The organism is Crocosphaera sp. UHCC 0190, assembly GCF_034932065.1.
In the GTDB taxonomy this organism is placed as follows: domain Bacteria; phylum Cyanobacteriota; class Cyanobacteriia; order Cyanobacteriales; family Microcystaceae; genus UHCC-0190.
Window position 1 is genome coordinate 196,373 of record NZ_JAYGHP010000004.1, and the last position, 16,181, is coordinate 212,553.

Sequence of the window (16,181 nt, forward strand, 5' to 3'; positions counted from 1 at the left end):
TCGGATTTGTGTAGGGAGGGGTCATAGTTCTTAACAGTTTTTTAACAGTAGTGGGGTTGTGGCAGGAAAAGTTTTGCAGAAATTGTGAGGAGTCTTCTAGGGACAGGTTTTTGACACAACTTCATGATCCCAACCCATATGTTGAATAAATTCACCCAGATCAGGAAGTAATTATAAATCACCAAAACGCGCTTGATATTCTTTTAATTTAGCTTCTAGAACCTCTGCGCGTTGGCGTTCTTGTTCTGCCCGTTCATCACCAATTAATAATAAGTTGCCTTGGTTATCCCACCAACGTAACCATAATTGATTTTGATAATTTCCTTGCCATAAGCCTAATTCTATACCTAAAATTGATAGGGAAAAATGACCTCTTTCATTGGGTTTTATGGGGTGATAAGAAAAATCTTGGAGGTGATAAACTTCTAGTTTATGAGTTTTAATTTCATAAATTCCGTAGTAAGGAATACGAATGATTCTTTCATAAACCCAAAATTTACCAGGTTTGGTAATTTCTCCGCTATTAGAGATAGATAAAGGGGTTTGATCTCGTTCTTCTTTTCCATCACCACTGGCAAATTCTAAGGCAATTAATGGGGCCATAAATTCTCGCCACAACACATAAGAACGACGAATTTGACCGTCTAAAAGTGACGGAACGTTCGGTACATAAAACCAATCTGGGGTGATCGCACCTTGTTCGGGAGGTTCTGTTTCTCGCCAATAAATCCCGCAGTCTTGTCCTATCGTATAATTACCATCAGGATGAAGTTGTTGAAGGAGGGAACCCAAAGAGTCAGTTAATAAGATGCTTTGAGGATGTTCTTGAAAGTTTTTCACAAAAGTACCATCGGACTCTGGTAATTGAGTATGATCAGGAAAGGCCGGGGGAATGTCTAAAGAAATAGGAGTTTGAGTCATGATGCAGTCAGAAATTATCGCACACTAACTATTTTATATTCTACTATTTCATTTATTGTATTTTTATAAATGACCGTGAATTTTTAACAATGATCTATTAAGATAACTAATAAGTGATTGATTGTCCTAAAAGTCGGAAAAAATATGTCTGTTACACCTAAAAGCTTCGTTGTGGCTGAACCAAGATCTTTCTATCAACTCAACACACTATCCCCCCAATGGATTGAGGTTTTAGTCGATTGTCCGGGGGTACAAGGATTATATACTTATAAAATACCCCTGAATCTTACGGTACAACCAGGAGATATTGTTAGTGTTCCTTTTGGGACACAAATTATTGGGGGTATTGCTATTAGAAAGGTTGATTTTTTACCTGATGATCTTGATTCTGGCCAAATTAAAGAAGTTGATGATGTGATTACATCAGGGTTTTTTCCTCGCACTTATTGGCAATTATTAAATCAAGTTTCTCAATATTATTGTACTGAATTAATCACGGTAATTAAAGGGGCATTACCCCCAGGATTATTAGGTAAATCTCAGCGTCGGATTAGACTAAAAATAGACAGTATTCCTCCTGGGGCTGAAAATTTTTGTAGTCCCGTTGCTGGGAGAATTTTGAGTTTATTACAGTCCCAAAAAGAGGGAGACTATAGTGTTAAATATTTACAGCGTCAAATTAGAGGTGCGAGTCGAGGAATTCGAGAACTCAGTAAGCGCGGATGGATTGAAAGTTATCTAGAAACTCCCAAAACCACTAAAATCAAACAACAAAAAGCGGTGACTTTATTGGTTGATAATTTTCCGATAGATTTAACGCCTAGACAGTTAGAAGTATTACAGGTATTGCGTCATGAAGGGGGAGAATTATGGTTAAATGATTTATTAAAATTATCTCATTCTAGTTCTTCTGTTGTGCAAGCATTGGCCGACAAAGAATATGTAATTATCGAATATAGAGAACGCTTAAGATTATTACAGCATCCTGATGAAAAACGGGATCAAGCTAAAGGTTTAACAACGGCTCAAACTCAAGCATTAAATATTATTAATACTTTAAATAATTACGCTAAAATTCTCTTACATGGGGTCACAGGTTCAGGAAAAACAGAAGTTTATTTACAAGTGATCGCTCCTTTATTAGAACAGGGAAAATCCGCTTTAGTCTTAGTTCCTGAAATTGGCTTAACTCCTCAATTAACAGATCGTTTTCGGGCAAGATTTGGGAATAAAGTTTGTGTCTATCATAGTGCTTTATCGGATGGAGAAAGATACGATACTTGGCGACAAATGTTAACAGGAGAACCTCAAGTTATTATTGGTACGAGATCAGCCGTTTTTGCCCCCTTACCCAAGTTAGGATTAATTATCTTAGATGAGGAACATGATTCTAGTTTTAAACAAACCCAAATTTCCCCGACTTATCATGCAAGAAATGTCGCTCAATGGCGCGGAGAATTAGAGAATTGTCCCGTAATTTTAGGCTCAGCAACGCCATCATTAGAAACTTGGATTTCTATTAAAAATCCTCAACCATCTTCTAAGCATAACTATCATTATTTATCCTTACCTGAAAGAATTCAATCCCGTCCTTTACCCCCTGTAGAAATTGTCGATATGAGGCAGGAATTAAAACAGGGAAACCGTTCTATTTTTAGTCGTTCTTTACAAGAAGCACTCAGCAATTTAAAACAACGAAAACAACAAGGAATCTTATTTATTAATCGTCGGGGACACAGCACTTTTGTCTCTTGTCGTAGCTGTGGTTATGTGATGGAATGTCCCCATTGTGATGTCTCTTTATCCTATCATTATACCCATGAAGGTGCGACCGAATTATTACGCTGTCATTATTGTAATCATACTCAACTTCAACCCCCAAAATGTCCTGAATGTAGTTCTCCTTATCTGAAATTTTTTGGCAGTGGAACTCAAAAAGTTACCCAAGAATTAATGAGAGAATTTCCCGATTTACGCCCCTTAAGATTTGATAGTGATACCACTAGCACTAAAGGTTCCCATCGTCGCTTATTGACCCAATTTTCGCGGGGTGAAGCGGATATTTTGATAGGGACACAAATGCTGACCAAAGGGTTAGATTTAGAACAAGTTACCTTAGTCGGAGTAGTCTCTGCTGATGGGTTATTACACTTATCTGATTATCGGGCCGCTGAGCGAGCTTTTCAAACCTTAACACAGGTTGCAGGAAGAGCGGGAAGAGGTAATGAACCAGGACAAGTTATTATTCAAACCTATACCCCCGAAAATTCAGTTATTCAAGCAGTAAAAAACCATGATTATCAACGGTTTATTGAGGAAGAATTACCAAGACGGGAGGAGTTGAATTTTCCCCCTTATGGAAGGTTGATTTTAATTAAATTAAGTGGTTTGGATAGCATAGAAGTGCAGCAAACAGCAGAAGTTTTAGGAGAGTTTTTTGTAGAAAATATTAGTCCTGGTTGTGAGATTTTGGGGCCTGCTCCTGCTACTATAATGAGAGTGGCAAGACGTTATCGGTGGCATATTTTATTAAAGTTTGAATCTGATAGTGAGGTAATTATTCCTAATATGAAACAGCTACATCAATTATGTCCCCAGTCCGTTAGTTTAAGTTTAGATATTGACCCGTTACGCATTGATTAAAGTAATACTAAATCCGGTTATCAAAATAGATCAACGTAGAGACGTTGCCTGCAACGTCTCTACTAGGTTTTGTTGGTTTTAATAACTCTACTTTTTAAAGCGGATTTGGTATAAGACGTAAACAATAATACTACAGTAACACAGTCTTCTAAACTGTTACAAGCAAGACTTGTACTGAGCTTGTAACAGTATGCTTGTGTTACATTTAAACCATCTCTCTTATTCTATCGGAAAACTTGGAATTATTGTATCGATTTCTTCCATTAATTCGATGGTATCTTTTAAAGCAACCACAATTTTTTGATAGTGAATAATTTCATCTTGGGAGAGTTTACGGTTATCTTTTTTACGGTCTTTTAACCACTTATCTAAGACTTGATATCCTCCTATTTTAAATTGCCAAACGGGCTCTTCTAGACTAGCCATGATAATTTAATAATAAAAAAGGTCATTGATAAAAGAAACATTAAAACTTAAATTGTCTCATAGTCTTTACCTAATCTTGACTAATGGGTGTTTTTTATGGTATTAAATAACTTAATTTCAATCTACAAAAATTAATTTTTAATAAAATGCCATCTAATCCTGCACTTTATTTTATCACGACCATCATTAATTTTGAAGGTTTTAAAGCAACTAACTATCATTTTATCACCGAAAATGAATTAGTCATTGAATTAGAAAATAAACAAACTTTAGCAACTTGCCCACATTGTCAAAAAACCACAAATAAAGTTCATCAATCTCATCGATATAGAGTGAGAGATATTCCTTGTAGTAGTTATGATGTTTTTCTCTTAGTTAATCGTCGTCAGTTTAGATGTAAAAGTTGTCGAAAAGTTTTTTCAGAAGAATTAAGTTTTGTTAAAAAAAGAAGAACTTATACCAAGAGATTAGCTAAAAAAGTAGTGCAGGAAGTCTTAGATACAGATGTTTTAAATACCGCAAAAAGAAATAGAATGACAGCCACAGAAATAGACACAATACTCAAAGAATTAGAGGAAGATTTATTGAAAGAAAAACCGACCGATTTTAAAAAGCTAGGAATTGATGAGATAACCCATTTAAAAGGAGGAAAAAATTATGCAGCAGTCTTGGTCGATTTAGAAAAGAGAAAACCCATCGCATTATTAGAGAAAAGAAATAAAGAAGTTATCGAAGAATACTTACTAAGTCTCGGTTCGGATATATTAAATCAAATAGAAGAAGTTAGCATAGACTTGTGGAAACCCTATAAAAGTGTGGTAGAAGAACTCATTCCAAATGCACAAGTAGTTGCCGATAGATTTCATGTAATGAAACAAATTAATGAAGAGTTAGATAGCCGAAGAAAAAAAGAGAAAAGACAAATAGAAAAAATAAAAAATCGCCAGGAAAGACAGGAGAAATTGCAGGGAATAACTCATAGTAAATACCCGTTATTAAAGAAAAAAAAAAGCTGAGTGAAGCAGAAAAAGACAAGTTAGAAGAATTGAGAAAACACACCCCAGAACTTATGAAGATGTATGCGGAAAAGGAAAAACTAAGAGATATATTTGAAAGTCAAATAACTAGGGATGAAGCTTTTGATAAAATGGTAGAATGGACAGAATCATCTTATAAGTATTTTCCGAAAAGTTGTCAAACGATCAAAAGATGGATCTCGGAAATTTTGTCTTATTTTGATCATCGAACAACTCAGGGCGTAGTAGAAGGTATCAACCAAAAAATTAAGTTAATTAAAAGGAGAGCTTATGGACTAACTAACTTTGACAACTTTAGAAGAAGAGTCTTATTAAATTGGGCTTTTGTTAGTAATTTATCATACTCAGTCTAGAAGAGCCTAAATTATTCTAGAATAGAAGATAATTACTTTTAACTTAATCACCTTACCCCTAAAAACTTGTGCATTTGTAAACTCATTCGCCAGTCAGGATGATGTAAGATATAATCAAAAATCAAAGGCTGACTTTGAGGACTATTCCACTCCGGTTGTAAATATTTAATCGCTTCAGGATGAACCTTTTTTGCCTGTTCTTCAGCCCAGTTTAAATCCTCTGGATTAGCAATAACAACCTTTAATTCATTGACATGAGAATAAACACTTTCGCAGGGAACTTTAAACGGTTTCGGTGAAAAAGTTACCCAGTCAAACTGTCCACTAAAATCATGGGCCCCAGAAGTTTCTAAATGTACCCTTAAACCCAAACTGCGTAACTTTTGAGTTAAGGGCAATAAATCGTGCATTAAGGGTTCTCCCCCTGTAATAACAACAATAGTTGGGTTGGCCCGTTTTGCCGCTTCTCCTAACACCTTAACAGACTGCTGAGGAGAAAATTTACTCGTCCATGACTCCTTTTGATCACACCAGGGACAATAAACATCACATCCGGCCAAACGAATAAAAAAGGCACTTACACCCATCCAAGTACCTTCGCCTTGAATCGAGTGAAAAGTTTCTACAATGGGGTAAGTAAGAGTGGTCGATGCGATCGCTTTCATCCCAACTAAAGGTAAACTATCCATAACCTATTATTAACGCTTATCAAAAATTTAGCTATTTGGCGGTTCTAATGCACCCATGAAATACAGTTTTTCTCAGTTTTTTCTGATCTTTCCCCTGGTAATGATTAGCTTGATCGGATGTCAACCCATTGAACCCATTCCCCTTGAGCCGATTCCCAGATCACAAACACCCCAATCTCTCCCACAATCTAGTTTAACCGATCCTAGTTTTCTAGAGGGAATGGAAGAAATTGCCTATCGAGAAATTAATCAATATCGTCTCTCGAAAGATTTACCCCCATTAAAGTTTAACCCTCAAATTGCCCAACAAGCTAGAATTCATAGTGAAAGAATGGCCGCTGGCCTAATTCCTGTCGGCCATGAGCGACTAGAAGAGAGACTAAAAATCATTAGTTTTAGTACCCCCCATCAAAAAGGTGTTGAAAATTTAGCCATTCATCAAGATAATTCTAATCCAGTGCAAGCAACGATTAAACAATGGTTAAGTAATCCTGAAAGTCGTCAAAATATTCTAGGAAAATATGATCAAACCGGGATTGGAGTCGCCCAAAATGCAGCAGGAAAATATTATTTTACTCAAATTTTTATTCAAGAAAATCCCTCCTCTATAGCAGATTCCGTCCCCTTTACTGATCCCTTAGAACCCTGGAAAAATCGAGATCTCGTCTTAGAAAAGTCCAGTCAAGATAGTCAATTTTTAATTGCTTTAGAAACAGAAATTAACCGTCGAGTCAATCAATATCGCTTGTCTAAGAATTTACCCCCCTTACAAATGAATGCAGAAATTAGTTATGTGGCCAGACAACATAGTCAAAATATGGCCAATAAAACAGCAACCTTTAGTCATGACGGATTTGATGGACGGGCAAAAACTGTGGGGAAAACCATTCCTTATCAAACCTTTGCTGAGAATTTAGCTTATATTAAAGGATATCCTGATTTAGCATCCGTCGCCGTTAAAGGTTGGATTGATAGTCCTGGCCATCGTAAAAATATGGAAGGAAACTTTAATTTAACCGGAGTTGGTATTGCTAAAAATGCCGATGGGGAATATTATTTCACCCAGTTATTTTTATTACAACGATAAACTAATGACAGAATCTAACAATTTTCAAGTCTGTAATGACGATCTTTCTGCTGAAACCTTAGCCCGTTATCTAGAAGCTGATGCCATTGCCGTTGATACAGAAACCATGGGATTAGTTCCCCAAAGAGATCGCCTCTGTTTAGTGCAGTTATGTGACCCCAATGGGTTTGTTACCGCCATTCGTATTGCACGAGGACAAACAGAAGCCCCTAACTTAAAGCAATTAATGGAAGCCAAAAATATTGTAAAGATTTTTCATTATGCCCGCTTCGATGTCGCTCAATTCAAGTATAATTTAAACATAGAAACTCAGCCAATATTTTGTACTAAGATTGCCAGTAAAATAGCGAGAACCTATACAGGATCTCATGGCTTAAAATCCTTAGTTCAGGAATTACAAGGGGTTGAATTAGACAAAAGCTCTCAAAGTTCTGATTGGGGGAATGCCAATAATTTATCCGATGCTCAATTAAGTTATGCTGCCAATGATGTGCGGTATTTAATCCAACTGCGAGAGCAATTAATTACCATGTTACAAAGAGAAGAAAGATGGGAATTAACCCAACAATGTTTTGCTTGTATTCCGGTATTTGTCGCCTTAGATTTAATGTATTATAAAGATATTTTCGAGCATTGATTCTGTGTCAGTTAATCATCAAAGGTTTGCCAGTGATAGCCATTGATGATTCCCTATCAATAATTCTGATTAGATACCATTGATTTATGATTAAAGACTAAGGGTCAGACTTCACAATCATTACACTTACAAATTGTAAACTTCAGGTTAGGATAAACATAGAGTAACTTGCATCCCTGAGCAGCAGAGGTAAATTATGACAGAAGCAATGACCTTAACTCCAGACAACGTTGAACAAGTATTAGACGAAATGCGTCCTTACTTGATGGCAGACGGTGGCAATGTCGAACTCGTCGAAATTGATGGCCCCATCGTCAAACTACGGCTTCAGGGAGCTTGTGGAACTTGTCCAAGCTCCACCATGACCCTAAAAATGGGCATTGAACGGCGTTTAAGAGAAATGATCCCTGAAATTTCAGAAGTCGAACAAGCTTTCTAAGATAGAGCAAACCCCCTCGTTGTTTCAACGGGGGATTTTCTTAAGAATTATCTTAAAAAAGAAAAGACTTTGCGATGCGGCCATTGCCCATTAAGATAGAACTCATCCCCTGATATATCAATCGTCCCTGAGTGCCAACGTGAAGCTCTTTGTCTACCATACTCCTGAACTAACGCCCCCTGATAGTTTACCTGATTGCGCTGTTGTGATTGATGTCTTGCGGGCAACAACTACCATTGCCACTGTTTTAGATGCGGGTGCTGAAGCTGTGCAAACCTTCAGTGATATCGACCAATTAATGCAGGTTAGCGAACAGTGGCTACCGCACAAACGCCTCAGAGCCGGAGAAAGAGGCGGCGCGAAGGTAGAAGGCTTTGAATTAGGGAATTCTCCCCTAGACTGTACCCCCGAACGGGTTACGGATAAGCGTCTCTTTCTGACCACTACCAACGGCACTCGCGCCCTACAACGGGTAGAACAAGCCCCAACGGTGATCACCGCAGCTATGATCAACCGACAAGCGGCGGTTCAGTATTTGCTGAAAACTCAACCCGAAACCGTCTGGTTAGTGGGATCTGGATGGGAAGGAGGCTATTCCTTAGAAGATACCGTCTGCGCGGGGGCGATCGCCTATGGATTAATTAACAATGATGCTGAAGCCATTAGCGTTGGCAATGATGAAGTGATCGCTGCCATTGCCCTTTATAGTCAATGGCATGATAATCTACTAGAGATGTTTCATCGCTGTAGTCATGGTCAGCGGTTATTACGCTTAAACTGTAACGAGGATTTAAAATACTGCGCTCAAAGGGATATTTTAACGGTATTACCTATCCAAAAATCCCCAGGGGTTCTCGTTAAACTCTCTGAATCATCCTAAAAGCTATTCACTGAGGACAGGGAAGTTATGAAAATTTTGGTATTGACTTGGGAATTTCCGCCGCGAATTGTAGGGGGAATTGCCCGTCATGTTGGCGAATTATACCCAGAATTAGTTAACTTAGGCCATGAAATTCATTTAATCACCGTTGAGTTTGGCCAAGCCCCCGCTTATGAAGTGGTGGATGGTGTTCATGTTTATCGGGTTCCCGTGGCGGGAGGAGATAATTTCTTCGCCTGGGTAGCTAATATGAACAATAGCATGGGCTATCATGGCGGTCAGTTAATCGAAGAACAAAAGAACTTTGATCTGATTCATGGCCATGACTGGTTAGTGGGAGATGCGGCGATCGCTCTCAAACATCTCTTTAAAATTCCCCTCGTTTCGACTATCCACGCCACAGAATATGGTCGTTATAATGGCATTCATACCGATACTCAACGCTACATTGCCAGCCAAGAAGGAACCTTAATTTATAATTCCTGGCGGGTCATTGTTTGTAGTGATTATATGCGTCATGAACTGCAACGGGCCTTTCATACCCCTTGGGATAAAATGGACGTGGTTTATAATGGCATCCGTCCCGAAAAAAAAGGGCATGATCCTGAGTTTGATTATCAAACCTTTCGCCGTCGTTTTGCCCACGATCATGAAAAAATTATCTATTATGTTGGTCGTATGACCCGCGAAAAAGGGGTATCTATCCTCCTGCAAGCTGGGGCCAAAGTGCTTTGGGAAATGCAGGGTAATGCTAAATTAGTGATTATTGGCGGGGGTAATACCCATCATTTACAGGTTGAAGCCTGGCATTTGGGTATCTCAAACCGCTGTTGTTTTACGGGGTTTATGTCGGACGAAGATTTAGATAAGTTTCAAACTATCGCCGATTGTGCCGTTTTTCCCAGTTTATACGAACCTTTTGGTATTGTGGCCTTAGAAAGTTTTGCCGCGCGAGTGCCTGTGGTTGTATCTAATACAGGAGGACTACCAGAAGTGGTTCATCATGGAACGACAGGTATTGTCACCTATGTTAATAACCCTGACTCTTTAGCTTGGGGAATTTTAGAGATTTTGAGAAATCCAGGTTATGGTCAATGGTTGGTAGAGAATGCCTATGAAGATTTAGGCCATCGCTTTAATTGGTTAAAACTGGCCCAACAGACGGAAATGGTTTATAAAGTTGTTGGTCAGCAGCGATCGCAAACAGTATGGCAGTAGTTTTTGATACCTTTTTCGGTAATTGTTTAAGTTTCGTATCAAAGTTTGCGAGATTTAGTTAAGGGAAATCTGAGAATTGCGTGAGGAAAAAACAAGTTTTCTATAGTTATAATAAATTTCCTGCCAAGGGGATGTCAAATCACTCTTAAATTGCTTAGTATTTTCTAGGAAAGTCTGATCAGAGATTCGTTCAGTCTCTGGAATCAACGAGAGATATTTGATGTGAGGACAACAGACGTGAATGCTGCAATAATCCGACAACTTTGGTCTATTGTCGAAGAAAGCTCCGATAAAACTGTCATGAGTTTAAATGACTCCGACTTAGTTAATCAATTACTCCATAAGCTTCAGGCGCGGCAATACCTCTCTGCTGAAGATTGGTATGTTATGAGTGCTTATCTCAGTTCTAGAACCCTTCTAATTCGGGAAATCGCCCAATCTCAATAAGGTATCGAGAATTTACTGACGGCAGAAGATTGCACCCACAAGATCGAGAAAATGTTACACAATGTAGAGAGTTGAACCCAGTTAACGAAGTCCTATGGTGCAATTTTCTTCAATCAATTCCCTGTCCCTGACGGATGAAAAAACCTGGATGTGGCGAGGGTTTCCCATTGCCTATCAAAGCTACGGCGAAACGGGGCCGGCCGTTGTTCTCGTACATGGATTTGGGGCTTCTTGGCGACATTGGCGGAAAAATATCCCCTTTTTGGGACAAAATTGCCGTTGTTATGCCCTTGATTTAATTGGGTTTGGGGGTTCAGCTAAACCCTCTCCCAAACAAGACATTGACTATACCTTTGAAACCTGGGGACAACAGGTGGCTGATTTTTGTCAAGAAGTGGCTGGAAGTCCTGCTTTTTTGGTGGGTAACTCTATCGGTGGTGTGGTGGTGATGCAAGCTGCTGTGAGTTATCCTCAATGGGTGTTAGGGGTTGCCGTACTTAATTGCTCCTTAAGATTACTCCATGAACGCAAACAGGCGACTTTATCCTGGTATCGTCGAGTAGGAGCGGCTTTTGCTCAAAGAATTTTAGCCAACCAGGGGATTGGTTCGCTCTTTTTTCAACAAATTGCCAAACCCCGAACCGTTCGCAGGATTCTCTTACAAGCTTATCATCGCTCAGAAGCTGTCACGGATGAGTTGATTGATATTTTACTCAAACCAGCCCAAGATGAGGGGGCCGTGGCGGTGTTTTTAGCCTTTATAGCCTATTCTCAAGGGCCACTACCAGAGGATTTATTACCGATTTTGCCCTGTCCTACCATTTTCTTATGGGGAACGGAAGATCCTTGGGAAAACATTGAATTAGCAAGAGAATGGGCCAATTATCCAAATGTTGAACAATTTATTCCTTTAGAGGGAGTGGGCCATTGTCCGCAAGATGAAGCCCCAGAATTAGTTAATCCGATTTTACAAGAATGGATTTTACGACATGGTTCATAATATTTATTTCGTCTTAACGTAAAGCTTTTGGCTATTTTGGTCTGGTTGGGGTACTTCACGCAGAAAGAGACTTGTGGATGGTTTCTTCATTGAGGAGATTAACCCCCTGACGAACCAGATCACAAAAATGAGCAATGGGAGGAATGGTTAAGCGATCGCTGGTGGTAACTAAGACCACTTGACGGGTTAAATTGACTGTAGGTTTTTCAGTTGAAATATCAAGAATAGGACTTAAAGAACGGACAGCCAAACTGTTATCTTGACGAGTTTCTATTAAGGCAGTTTCTGGCAATAACGCAATAATTTCCCCTTGTCTTACCACCCCACGAAAAGCATCTAAGGTATTTAATTCCATCACCGCATTAATGGTTAAATTTTGATGAGCAAACCATTCTTGTAAGAGTCTTTGCATTCCATAGCCATCTTTAAACATCACTTGAGGATATTTACTTAATTCTATGTGAGGGATAGTTTTATAGGCAGTTAAGGGATGATTTGCTGCCATTAAAACTTCGATATTTTCCTCATATAATAAACTGACGCTCATTTCGGGGCTAGTCGTCAAAAAACGATTATTCATGACAATAGCAATATCCACCAACCCATCCCGTAAAACCTTTAAAGCGCGATCGCTTCCCAAGGCAGTCACCCGCAACTGTACGTTAGGATAATTTTGGCAAAATTGTTGTAAAATTGGCGGTAAAAAGTGAGAACAGACAGAATGAATGGCAGCAACACATAAATCTGGTTGTCTTCCGGCCTGTAAATCAATAATTTCTTGCGTAACAGTAGCCCATTCTTGGCAAATCTTGCGGGCCCGTGGCAGCAATTTGTCCCCTGCGACCGTTAGTTTAGCTTGAGTTGAGCGATGAAACAATAATGTCCCTAAAGCAGCTTCTAGGGCTTGAATTTGTCGGCTGATGGTAGATTGGGTAATCCCACACTGATTCGCTGCCTGTCCAAAATTTCCCGTTTCTGCGATCGCTAAAAATGCCTGTAACTGCTCAATTCGCATTGATGGGGCTGTTTAAATCCTATATCTTCAACCATAACGGATTTGGTTGCCAACTTTGGTAGAAATTGATACAGCAAAAGAAAACCCCAACTTCTGTCTAATAAGTTGGGGTAGTTTCTCACCTAATCACGACCATTAATCGCAATCAGTAATCTTAAAATAAAGATAAATAAATTGATGTAAGTCAGATACATCGACAAAGCAGCAGAAAGATACTGATCATTACGGTAAGTACGGGGAAGAATGTAAAAATCTACCACCGCTGCGCCCGCAAACAGAAAGACACCTAACCCAGAAATGGCAATTTCTAACCAAGTGGGGGTAAAAACACCAAACATCGCCAAAATAAACTGGCCGAATACCACCACACACAGGGCAATAATACCTAATCCAATAGTTTTGGTTAGGGCCATACCATCTTCTTCAGACAAATTCGATCCCACACTGCGGGCCACAATAAAAGTGATACCACAACCCAAAGCAGCGATCGCAATCCCTTGAATACCCACATTTTGAGTACCGAGGGCTACATAAACAAGACCCGTGAGGGTATATCCCGTTAGTAGACTATAGAGCGTGAGTAGGGGTAATGCGGTGCTATTATTACCGTTTCTCGCAACATTTTGGGCTACAAAGAAGAGAACTAACTGTAAAACAATAGCTACGAAGAAACTGGGGAAAAACAAACCCGGATTGGATTGGATAATTCCTAATCCCCCATAGGTTCCTACAGCAGTTAAAACTAATCCACCCCCAACGAAGGGTAAAGCATTGGCGATGACGTTTGGGCCAACCAACTGTTGACCTTGGACTTCACGCATCGCTTGACGAAAGTTGCTGGTATTGCTCATAACCTTAATCTCTACTGATTCGATAAATCACGTGAAGGATTACTTAAGTTTTATAGCTGAAATTGAGAGCAAATAGCTAGTCAAGAATACCGAATAAGTCGGGGATAGGGAAGATAGGGGTTAAGTTTTAGGGATTAGACATGAATGCCACCCATCAACCCATAAGTTTTTTGGTTCATTTCAGATTAACCCTTGGTAAAGTACCCTTGGCCAATTTGCGTATTTACTCGGAGTTAGAAAATAGAGGTCTGAGAGATTTCCGTATAATGCCGATAGTAGGGAATTTCTCTGAGAAGGACAATAAGGAGATGTAGAGAACATTCCTTAGTGACTTGGCGATTTAATAAAACCTTATTATGGATGTAAGATCATGACGACTCAGTATAGTAAATCTTCTCAGAAAAATAACTTACATAATCTAGAGCTTCTCAGTGCTTATGCGCGTAATCCTTCTCTAGAACTGCGTAATCGTTTAGTCGAGCATAATTTAGGTTTAGTACGTCAAGTGGCCCACCGCATCAGTCGGCAGTGTTCTGAACCCTACGAAGATTTAGAGCAGATTGGCTATTTGGGACTAATTCGCGCCATTGAAAGGTTTAATCCCCAACAAGGATGTGCCTTTAGCTCCTTTGCCATTCCTTACATTCGCGGTGAAATGCTTCACTATCTGCGGGATAAAGGAAGTGTCATGAGAATTCCCAGACGTTGGCAAGAACTTTACAATCGCGCCAAGAAACTACGGAAACAATTAACCGCCAGTTTAGGTAGACCCCCGATAGATCTCGAATTAGCTGAGGCCTTAGGTGTACCCTTAGCAGAATGGAACGAATGCCAACTGGCCCTACAAAACCGTCTTTTAGTGAGTTTAGATGCTACGGTTAGCCAAAATGTGGATTGTTCCATCAGCTTTGGGGAAACCTTACCTGATCACGAATATCAAGCCAAACAAAAACTGGAAGAAGATCGCTTACAATTACAACGAGCTATGAGCCAGTTGGAAGAAAAAACCAAAGCGGCGATTGAATGTGTGTTTTTACGGGAGTTACCCCGCAAAGAAGCGGCCAAACAAATTGGGATGAGTCCCATGACAGTTACCCGTCATTTACAAAAGGGCATTCAACAGTTAAGTGCCTTATTAGAACCCCAAGTAGCTTAAGCTATCAATAAGGCAATTTTTCCGGTTGTTGAGCCTGTTTCTAAAGCTTTATGGGCATTAGTCGCTTCTTCTAAGGGAAAGGTTTGACTGAGATGAATGTTTAATTTACCCTCATCAATTAATGTGGCACATTGTTCTAGAATCCCAGTTTGATGTCTTTGGGCCTGCTCTAATCCCATCAAAGCGGGCGTTAACATCAATTCTAAGCTCAGCCGTAAATTCCGATTGCGGGCAACTTTTAAATCACCGATCGCCTGATCGGGTTGTAAAATTGTCACCAGATCACCGTAGACTTTAACGGCCCCACAAGTATCAAAAAAGGTTTGGCCGCCAATCGTGTCAAAGGCGAGATCAACCCCTTCTCCCTGAGTCCAAGTTAAAACAGCTTGTACAAAGTCGGTTTGTTTATACAAAATTGGCTCATCGGCCCCCAATTGACGCACTAATCTGGCTTTATCGGTGGTTCCGACGGTAGTAGAGACTTGGGCCCCTTTAAGCTTGGCTAATTGAATGGCTACATGACCGACACCTCCGGCCCCACCATGAATCAGAACGGTTTGCCCCTTTTCTAATCTACCGCGATCAAACAAGGCTTCCCAAACGGTAATTAAAACCAAGGGGGCCGCCGCCGCTTCCGCAAAGGAAAGGGTTGTTGGTTTTAAGGCCACTAATTTTTCTTCAACAACGGCATATTCGCCATAGTTTCCGGTTCCTGCTTTTCCCAGTCCTCCGGCACAAAAATAGACCTCATCCCCTGGTTTAAATCCCTTGACCTCTGCTCCAACCTTTTCGACAATTCCTGCCCCATCACAGCCCAAAATAGCGGGCATAGCATCAGGGTAAAATGTCCCTCGTTGTCGCAACTTGGTGTCAATGGGGTTAATTCCTGCTGCTTTGAGTTTAACGAGAATTTCGGTGGTGGTAGTGATCTGAGGGATCGGGATCTCTGTAAGGGTTAGGACATCAGGGTTTCCTGGTGTCGTCATGATTACTGCTTTCATAATTTTGTTCGATTATTTAGCAGCAACAGCAGCAGGTTGCAGTAAACTTAACAAATGTCCATCAGGAGTCCGTACCGCCGCAACTTTGCCAAAGGAGGGTTCCCTCACTCTTCCTTCTAGTTTTGCGCCCATTTCTTCTAATTTTGACAGCAGACTCATCACATCATCTACATGAAAACTGAGAATGGGTGAATATCCGGCTTCGGGATTTTCTGAGGCGGCGTGTAGGGCAATGGTTGTCCCATTGGCATCTAATTCTGCCCAACCTGGACTGGACATCTTGACTTTGAGTCCTAAGCCTTCACTATAAAATTTTACGGTGGCCGGAATGTCTTTGACCATCAACATGACGTGTCTAAATTCTGCGGACATCATTGTTTC

General features: G+C 39.9%; 16 protein-coding genes and 1 pseudogene. 10 read left to right on the plus strand and 7 right to left on the minus strand.

Translation table 11 applies throughout. The annotated features are described in order from the left end of the window. Positions 1-171: 171 nt before the first annotated feature. Positions 172-921, minus strand: coding sequence for a Uma2 family endonuclease (locus VB715_RS08465; protein ID WP_323300761.1), 750 nt, complete (start codon positions 919-921; stop codon positions 172-174). 144 nt (positions 922-1,065) lie between these two features. Here VB715_RS08465 and priA point away from each other — a divergent pair, with 144 nt between their 5' ends. After that, entirely contained in the window at positions 1,066-3,564 is a 2,499-nt protein-coding gene (priA, locus tag VB715_RS08470; protein ID WP_323300762.1) for a primosomal protein N', read from the plus strand. 219 nt (positions 3,565-3,783) lie between these two features. On the opposite strand, the gene VB715_RS08475 is transcribed toward priA, so the two are convergent. After that, positions 3,784-3,990, minus strand: coding sequence for a type ISP restriction/modification enzyme (locus tag VB715_RS08475; RefSeq protein WP_323300763.1), 207 nt, complete (start codon positions 3,988-3,990; stop codon positions 3,784-3,786). 146 nt (positions 3,991-4,136) lie between these two features. On the opposite strand from VB715_RS08475, the pseudogene VB715_RS08480 reads away from it, so the two are divergent. Further along, positions 4,137-5,380 (plus strand): annotated as a pseudogene (locus tag VB715_RS08480) (ISL3 family transposase). 47 nt (positions 5,381-5,427) lie between these two features. On the opposite strand, the gene VB715_RS08485 reads toward VB715_RS08480, so the two are convergent. Beyond that, positions 5,428-6,045, minus strand: coding sequence for a 7-carboxy-7-deazaguanine synthase QueE (locus tag VB715_RS08485; protein ID WP_323300901.1), 618 nt, complete (start codon positions 6,043-6,045; stop codon positions 5,428-5,430). Positions 6,046-6,124: 79 nt separating this feature from the next. Between VB715_RS08485 and VB715_RS08490 the strand changes: the two genes are divergently transcribed. From VB715_RS08490 to VB715_RS08520, 7 genes are all read left to right on the plus strand, one after another. After that, positions 6,125-7,156, plus strand: a complete 1,032-nt coding sequence (locus VB715_RS08490) for a CAP domain-containing protein (RefSeq protein ID WP_323300764.1) — start codon at positions 6,125-6,127, stop codon at positions 7,154-7,156. A gap of 4 nt (positions 7,157-7,160) precedes the next feature. Then, a complete protein-coding gene (locus VB715_RS08495) occupies positions 7,161-7,793 on the plus strand; it encodes a ribonuclease D (protein WP_323300765.1) in 633 nt (210 codons plus the stop codon). Positions 7,794-7,989: 196 nt separating this feature from the next. Next, the gene (locus VB715_RS08500; RefSeq protein WP_323300766.1) at positions 7,990-8,232 is read left to right on the plus strand and encodes a NifU family protein; all 243 of its coding nucleotides are present in this window, start codon (positions 7,990-7,992) and stop codon (positions 8,230-8,232) included. A 139-nt stretch (positions 8,233-8,371) separates the two neighbouring features. Next, on the plus strand, positions 8,372-9,112 hold the full coding sequence (locus VB715_RS08505) for a 2-phosphosulfolactate phosphatase family protein (RefSeq protein ID WP_323300767.1): 741 nt from the start codon (positions 8,372-8,374) through the stop codon (positions 9,110-9,112). A gap of 27 nt (positions 9,113-9,139) precedes the next feature. Beyond that, positions 9,140-10,330, plus strand: a complete 1,191-nt coding sequence (locus tag VB715_RS08510; RefSeq protein WP_323300768.1) for a glycosyltransferase family 4 protein — start codon at positions 9,140-9,142, stop codon at positions 10,328-10,330. Positions 10,331-10,567: 237 nt separating this feature from the next. Further along, positions 10,568-10,777 (plus strand): hypothetical protein, encoded by a 210-nt coding sequence (locus VB715_RS08515; protein WP_323300769.1) that lies wholly within the window; start codon positions 10,568-10,570, stop codon positions 10,775-10,777. A gap of 94 nt (positions 10,778-10,871) precedes the next feature. Then, positions 10,872-11,777, plus strand: a complete 906-nt coding sequence (locus VB715_RS08520) for an alpha/beta fold hydrolase (RefSeq protein ID WP_323300770.1) — start codon at positions 10,872-10,874, stop codon at positions 11,775-11,777. Between the two features lie 55 nt (positions 11,778-11,832). Here VB715_RS08520 and VB715_RS08525 read toward each other — a convergent pair whose 3' ends face one another. Then, entirely contained in the window at positions 11,833-12,792 is a 960-nt protein-coding gene (locus tag VB715_RS08525; protein ID WP_323300771.1) for a LysR family transcriptional regulator, read from the minus strand. Positions 12,793-12,914: 122 nt separating this feature from the next. Continuing rightward, positions 12,915-13,643: a Bax inhibitor-1 family protein gene (locus tag VB715_RS08530; protein ID WP_323300772.1), complete on the minus strand. Its 729-nt coding sequence runs from the start codon at positions 13,641-13,643 to the stop codon at positions 12,915-12,917. Positions 13,644-14,013: 370 nt separating this feature from the next. Between VB715_RS08530 and VB715_RS08535 the strand changes: the two genes are divergently transcribed. Beyond that, positions 14,014-14,799 (plus strand): RNA polymerase sigma factor SigF, encoded by a 786-nt coding sequence (locus VB715_RS08535; RefSeq protein WP_323300773.1) that lies wholly within the window; start codon positions 14,014-14,016, stop codon positions 14,797-14,799. Here VB715_RS08535 and VB715_RS08540 read toward each other — a convergent pair. Then, positions 14,796-15,800 carry a zinc-dependent alcohol dehydrogenase family protein gene (locus tag VB715_RS08540; protein ID WP_323300774.1) on the minus strand — a complete coding sequence of 335 codons (1,005 nt, stop codon included), beginning with the start codon at positions 15,798-15,800 and terminating at the stop codon, positions 14,796-14,798. The genes VB715_RS08535 and VB715_RS08540 overlap by 4 nt on opposite strands. Before the next feature lie 12 nt (positions 15,801-15,812). After that, complete coding sequence (locus VB715_RS08545) at positions 15,813-16,175, minus strand: VOC family protein (RefSeq protein WP_323300775.1); 363 nt, start codon at positions 16,173-16,175, stop codon at positions 15,813-15,815. Between the last annotated feature and the right edge of the window lie 6 nt (positions 16,176-16,181).

What these genes read in the sequence shown, in the direction of transcription:
- VB715_RS08465 (WP_323300761.1), bottom strand. Translation starts at nt 921, where the DNA reads ATGACTCAAACTCCTATTTCTTTAGACATTCCCCCGGCCTTTCCTGAT.
- priA (WP_323300762.1), top strand. Translation starts at nt 1,066, where the DNA reads ATGTCTGTTACACCTAAAAGCTTCGTTGTGGCTGAACCAAGATCTTTC.
- VB715_RS08475 (WP_323300763.1), bottom strand. Translation starts at nt 3,990, where the DNA reads ATGGCTAGTCTAGAAGAGCCCGTTTGGCAATTTAAAATAGGAGGATAT.
- VB715_RS08485 (WP_323300901.1), bottom strand. Translation starts at nt 6,045, where the DNA reads ATGAAAGCGATCGCATCGACCACTCTTACTTACCCCATTGTAGAAACT.
- VB715_RS08490 (WP_323300764.1), top strand. Translation starts at nt 6,125, where the DNA reads ATGAAATACAGTTTTTCTCAGTTTTTTCTGATCTTTCCCCTGGTAATG.
- VB715_RS08495 (WP_323300765.1), top strand. Translation starts at nt 7,161, where the DNA reads ATGACAGAATCTAACAATTTTCAAGTCTGTAATGACGATCTTTCTGCT.
- VB715_RS08500 (WP_323300766.1), top strand. Translation starts at nt 7,990, where the DNA reads ATGACAGAAGCAATGACCTTAACTCCAGACAACGTTGAACAAGTATTA.
- VB715_RS08510 (WP_323300768.1), top strand. Translation starts at nt 9,140, where the DNA reads ATGAAAATTTTGGTATTGACTTGGGAATTTCCGCCGCGAATTGTAGGG.
- VB715_RS08520 (WP_323300770.1), top strand. Translation starts at nt 10,872, where the DNA reads ATGGTGCAATTTTCTTCAATCAATTCCCTGTCCCTGACGGATGAAAAA.
- VB715_RS08525 (WP_323300771.1), bottom strand. Translation starts at nt 12,792, where the DNA reads ATGCGAATTGAGCAGTTACAGGCATTTTTAGCGATCGCAGAAACGGGA.
- VB715_RS08530 (WP_323300772.1), bottom strand. Translation starts at nt 13,643, where the DNA reads ATGAGCAATACCAGCAACTTTCGTCAAGCGATGCGTGAAGTCCAAGGT.
- VB715_RS08535 (WP_323300773.1), top strand. Translation starts at nt 14,014, where the DNA reads ATGACGACTCAGTATAGTAAATCTTCTCAGAAAAATAACTTACATAAT.
- VB715_RS08540 (WP_323300774.1), bottom strand. Translation starts at nt 15,800, where the DNA reads ATGAAAGCAGTAATCATGACGACACCAGGAAACCCTGATGTCCTAACC.
- VB715_RS08545 (WP_323300775.1), bottom strand. Translation starts at nt 16,175, where the DNA reads ATGATGTCCGCAGAATTTAGACACGTCATGTTGATGGTCAAAGACATT.